This window comes from Mucilaginibacter corticis, assembly GCF_007558865.1.
GTDB lineage: Bacteria > Bacteroidota > Bacteroidia > Sphingobacteriales > Sphingobacteriaceae > Mucilaginibacter > Mucilaginibacter corticis.
On sequence record NZ_VLPK01000010.1, the window covers coordinates 1 to 4,663 of the forward strand.

Annotated in this window: 7 protein-coding genes; all 7 read left to right on the top strand. The window is 46.2% G+C overall.

Annotated features, from left to right (window positions below):
* Positions 1-272, top strand: a 272-nt coding sequence (locus FO440_RS24140; RefSeq protein ID WP_144250893.1) for a DUF3140 domain-containing protein, incomplete at its 5' end; no start/stop codon positions are given.
* A gap of 245 nt (positions 273-517) precedes the next feature.
* Positions 518-943 carry an SRPBCC family protein gene (locus tag FO440_RS24145; protein WP_144250894.1) on the top strand — a complete coding sequence of 142 codons (426 nt, stop codon included), beginning with the start codon at positions 518-520 and terminating at the stop codon, positions 941-943.
* A gap of 1 nt (position 944) precedes the next feature.
* Positions 945-1,310, top strand: coding sequence for a DUF5655 domain-containing protein (locus tag FO440_RS24150; RefSeq protein ID WP_144250895.1), 366 nt, complete (start codon positions 945-947; stop codon positions 1,308-1,310).
* Between the two features lie 295 nt (positions 1,311-1,605).
* The gene (locus FO440_RS24155; RefSeq protein WP_144250896.1) at positions 1,606-1,788 is read left to right on the top strand and encodes a hypothetical protein; all 183 of its coding nucleotides are present in this window, start codon (positions 1,606-1,608) and stop codon (positions 1,786-1,788) included.
* Between the two features lie 406 nt (positions 1,789-2,194).
* Entirely contained in the window at positions 2,195-2,449 is a 255-nt protein-coding gene (locus FO440_RS24160) for an RNA recognition motif domain-containing protein (protein WP_144250897.1), read from the top strand.
* Between the two features lie 183 nt (positions 2,450-2,632).
* Positions 2,633-3,190, top strand: a complete 558-nt coding sequence (locus FO440_RS24165) for an RNA polymerase sigma factor (protein ID WP_144250898.1) — start codon at positions 2,633-2,635, stop codon at positions 3,188-3,190.
* A gap of 91 nt (positions 3,191-3,281) precedes the next feature.
* Positions 3,282-4,663, top strand: a 1,382-nt coding sequence (gene cls / locus FO440_RS24170; protein WP_144250899.1) for a cardiolipin synthase, incomplete at its 3' end; no start/stop codon positions are given.

The following is a 4,663-nucleotide window of genomic DNA, read 5'->3' on the forward strand; positions in this document are numbered from 1 at the left end:
CAACAACATTGGAAAAATGGTTAAAGACCGAGGAGTCTAAATCAGTGGGCTGGGACAGCGGTGACGGCGAATCGATCGGGCATAAATCCGGCGAACATATCATTAAAATCCTTAACAAGAAGAAAACCGACCTCACTGCTGCGGATTATCAGCATATGCAAAAAGTGTACGGCTATGTGGCACGGCATATGGCGCAAAAACCCAAAGATCCCAAAGATTCCAACTGGGACTATTCGCTGAAAAACTGGGGACATGACTACCGAAAAAACTGAAGGTCCCAGCTGTTAACTTAGCGGCAGGTTGAAATAAAAAGTAGAGCCATCTCCCAGTTTACTTTCTGCCCAGACCCTGCCGCTGTGTTGATGGATATCTCGGCGCACAGATAAAGCCCGATCCCAAAATCCGTAATGCTGGATTACGCCTGGATCATTTTTTGTTGAATGAGCTGTTAGCGACCATGCGCCGTTCTGGATCGATTGACAGACAAACAATCAGATGAGCCCGGCGTTGTTAAAAGATGAAAGATTACATCGTCAAAAAAACCGTTAGGATCAATGCGCCTGCTGAGGTGGTATGGGATGCCTTGACGGATCCGGAAAAGACAAAAGAATATTTTTTCAATTGCCGCGTGATCTCCAATTGGAAACCGGGCAGCCCGATCACTTTCAAAGGAAGAATGTTCTGGATCATACCCTTTAAAATACGCGGTGTGATCAAAAAGGCCACCCCCGGTAAATTATTGCAATATACCCTTCGTAATGGTAAAGGCAAAAGTACCTCTACGGTAACCGATGAGCTGATCGAAAAAGACGGTAAAACCGAATTACACATTACCGATGAGGTGGGTCAGGGCGAAGGTGCCGAGCAGCGCTATCACCGCTCGGTCAAAGGCTGGGACAAAATATTAAAAGGTCTGAAAGAACTGGTAGAGAACGAAAGTTAGCATGAGCTGGACCTGTCCGAAATGTGAGCGCGAACTGCCCTGGAAAGATTACCGGCATTATTGCGCGCGGGTCAGCGTGGATAGTTTATTCGAGGGGCGCTCTTCGGAGTTAGTACTGGCTTTCGATAAATTATTGGCTGAAGTCGCCGATTGGCAAAAGGTACTGGTCAGCACTACACCTAATTGTATTGTTTTTTACAGGCGGTGGGCGTTTTTGATCATCCGGCCGATGAAAAAGTGGCTGGAGCTCAAGTATTATGCGAAGGATACGGATGGTAAAAAACAGGAAAGGAAAGTCAAAGTCTTTAGCGTAGATGAATTTCCGCCGAACCTGTTCAATGATATCCGGCAATCTTATTTACTTTAAATTCCGGAATGTCGGTAAACTAAGATTCAAAACGACATTTGACGGGATTCGCAGGGGAATGCGAACCAGGCTGGGTCATACCAGGTAGCCGGAGTTTTTCGTACCTGGCTCATGAACCTGTACGCCGTTTCATTTAACTGGATTCACCAAGAATTCATCGCGTTTAAAAATTCCCTTTCCAATGGAAAAATCGGGACTTAGTTAAACATTACAGGCATGGAAGTTTTCCGGATTGAAACTAATATTACCGGCCAGACGTATCAGGCTGTACGAACAAATTTTAAAATCAAATCAAATGATCGCCCTTTACCAAAGACTTTTCGTAAATAAACTGGCTTACGGAATTTCCTTTATTTCCACGTCTTTACTACTGGTACTTTATACGTTCTATACTACGCTTTTAACGGTGATCGTGTTTGCGTTATCATTTGCCGTACTCGGCGCAAACAAGTACCAGGCAAATAAGTACAAGCACTAAGCGTAAACAATAAAGCCCCGGCGGTTTCACCAGGGCTCCACACTGCGATAAGATGTAGGTCGATTTAAATTTTTGATTTACTGCAAGATAAGTAATATGTTTTTAATAATAACCAGGAACATGCAGAACATTTCTACCACCCTTTTCGTTTAATAATAAGTAATTAGTTATTCAAGGTTTATTAAATGTTGCAGTTTATTGTGAGGCTAATCTCCAAAGGTTAGCCTTTTTTTATGTCAGCAAATTTAAACCGGCTAAAAAATAAAAAGCCGATAGCCGGAACCGCAACGTCCACCTGGCTACCGGCTAAATCACATTTACAGACCCGAAAAGGGGGCCCTGTAAAACTAAACAGAATATGATGGATAATAAAGTTAACATTAAACACGCCAAGAATAGCTAACGCATGAGTATCAAATTATTTGTCGGCGGTTATCCATTGGAAATGGAAGAGATGGAACTTGCGCAATTGATCGCCCCACACGGCGACATCGTGGTGATGAAGATCGTAAGGGACAAAAAGACCCGGAAAGCAAAAGGCTACGCTTTTGTGGAAATGGCCACCCGTGCGGATGCCATTGCGGTTATTGCCGCACTGGGCGGGGTATCAATGGGCCGCCGCCGGCTGACCGTCAGGTTGGCGCCTGAATCCGGGAAATAAGTGAGTCCCGCTAATTTTCCTGCCTGAAAGGACAGTCAGCACTTTATTTAGTGCAACCTTAATCGGATTACACTTATCTTCTTACCATGCTGGTCGGTGGTATGCTTTTTGTCATTACGAAAGCATAAACGAACCAAATAAAGACCAGTCCCTTTCCATGTACCTATTATACTATCCTTCCGCATGAGAATGGCGGAAAATGAGCTGATCGCCGCGATCCTGAAAAAAGAACGGCAAGGTTCGGAAGCTTTATATGATATGTATTCCGGCTCACTTTACGGCGTAATCCAGAAAATCGTCGTCAAACAGGAGATAGCCGAGGATATCCTGCAGGAAACCTTTCTGAAGATCTGGAATGAATTCGGCAAATACAACCCGGAAAAAGGGCGTTTGTATACCTGGATGGTGACTATAGCCCGGAACCTGTCCATAGACATCCTGCGTTCGACCAAACAACGCCATTACGCAGCGACGCTGCCTCTGGATCTGCACCTCGACCAGCTAGAGAAGAGTTTGCATAGCTCCTTTAATACAGAAACCATCGGTGTCAGGTTATTGCTTGACCTGCTTAAAGCGGAACATAAGCTCATTTTTGAACTGATCTATTACAAAGGCTATACCCACGCGGAGATCGCGGAACTGCTCGATATCCCGTTGGGGACCGTCAAAAGCCGCTGGCGGATGGGTATCCTCACCCTCCGTTCGATTTATGGTGCCAAAGCGGCCATTATTGCCCCATAATAGTCATCGGCAAACAAAAGAGATCCTATTGGCATTAACTTATCAATGGATGATCAATTAAAAGCGCCGGCGGGCGGAACGCCGTAGGCATATGAACTGGATAATTGTAGCCGGGATTCTTTACGCCGCATTTGTGATTTTCGTTTGCCTGCGTATTTTGTATGATATCAATTCGACCAGCAAAGCCTTTGCCTACTTACTCGTGGTTTTGTTGCTTCCCGGTATTGGAATGATCATTTACTTTGCCGTTGGCGCGAATTATCGTAAGAATAAACTCTACAGCAAGAAGATCATTTCTGATAACAAGCTGCTGGAGGAGATCCGGCAAAAGATCATCCATGACTCCGAAAAAACCTGGCAAAGCGGCGAAGCTGAAGTCAAAAGCCATAAAGAACTCGCCCGCCTGCTGCTCCATGACAATAGCCCGCTGACGGGAAATAATGATGTGCGCCTGCTACTGAACGGCGAAGAGAAATTTCCACAGGTCCTCGCCGCGCTGGAACGAGCTCAGCATCATATCCACATGGAATATTACATTTTTGAAAATGACGGCATTGGTAACCAGATCAAGGATGTGCTGATCCGGAAAGCCGCCGAAGGAGTGAAAGTGCGTTTTATCTACGATGACTTTGGCAGCCGCGGGATCAGGGGCAAATTCGTGGATGAACTGGTAGCCGGCGGAGTCGAGGCCTTTCCCTTTTATAAAATCTGGTTCATCGCCCTGTCCAACCGCACCAATTACCGCAACCACCGTAAGATCATCCTCATCGATGGCTGTACCGCATTCGTTGGCGGTATCAATGTCAGCGACCGCTATATCAACCCGGCAAAGCCTTACTGGCGGGATACGCACCTGATGATCAAAGGTCCCGGCGCTTATTATCTGCAATACTTGTTCATCTGCGACTGGAACTTTTCATCGGGCAGTAAACTCGCGGTCACCCCGGAATACTTTTGCGCTGCAAAAACGAAGTCCAAAGCCATCCTACAGATCGCGGCCAGCGGCCCGGATTCGGATACACCGGTGATCATGTACGCGCTCCTGCAAACGATCAGCCTAGCGAAAGAAGAACTGCTGATCACTTCGCCGTATTTTATCCCCGGGCAAACCATCCTTGACGCGCTATGCGCCTCGGCCATGAGCGGAGTAAAGATCAAACTTTTGGTGCCTTACAAATCCGATTCTGCTTTGGTTAACGCCGCTGCAAAATCCTATTATAACGAAATACTGGAGGCAGGCGTAGAGGTCTATTGTTATAAAAAAGGATTCGTGCATGCCAAAACGGTGGTCGCTGACGGGCAGCTGGCCATTATCGGCACTGCTAACATGGATCACCGCAGCTTCGAACTTAACTTCGAGGTGAACGCGATGATCTATGATACTACATTAGCGAGGCACTTAAAAAAAGCATTCGAAGAAGACCTCAAGCACTCTATTAAGATCAATCCCAGCCAATGGGCTAAGCGAACCCT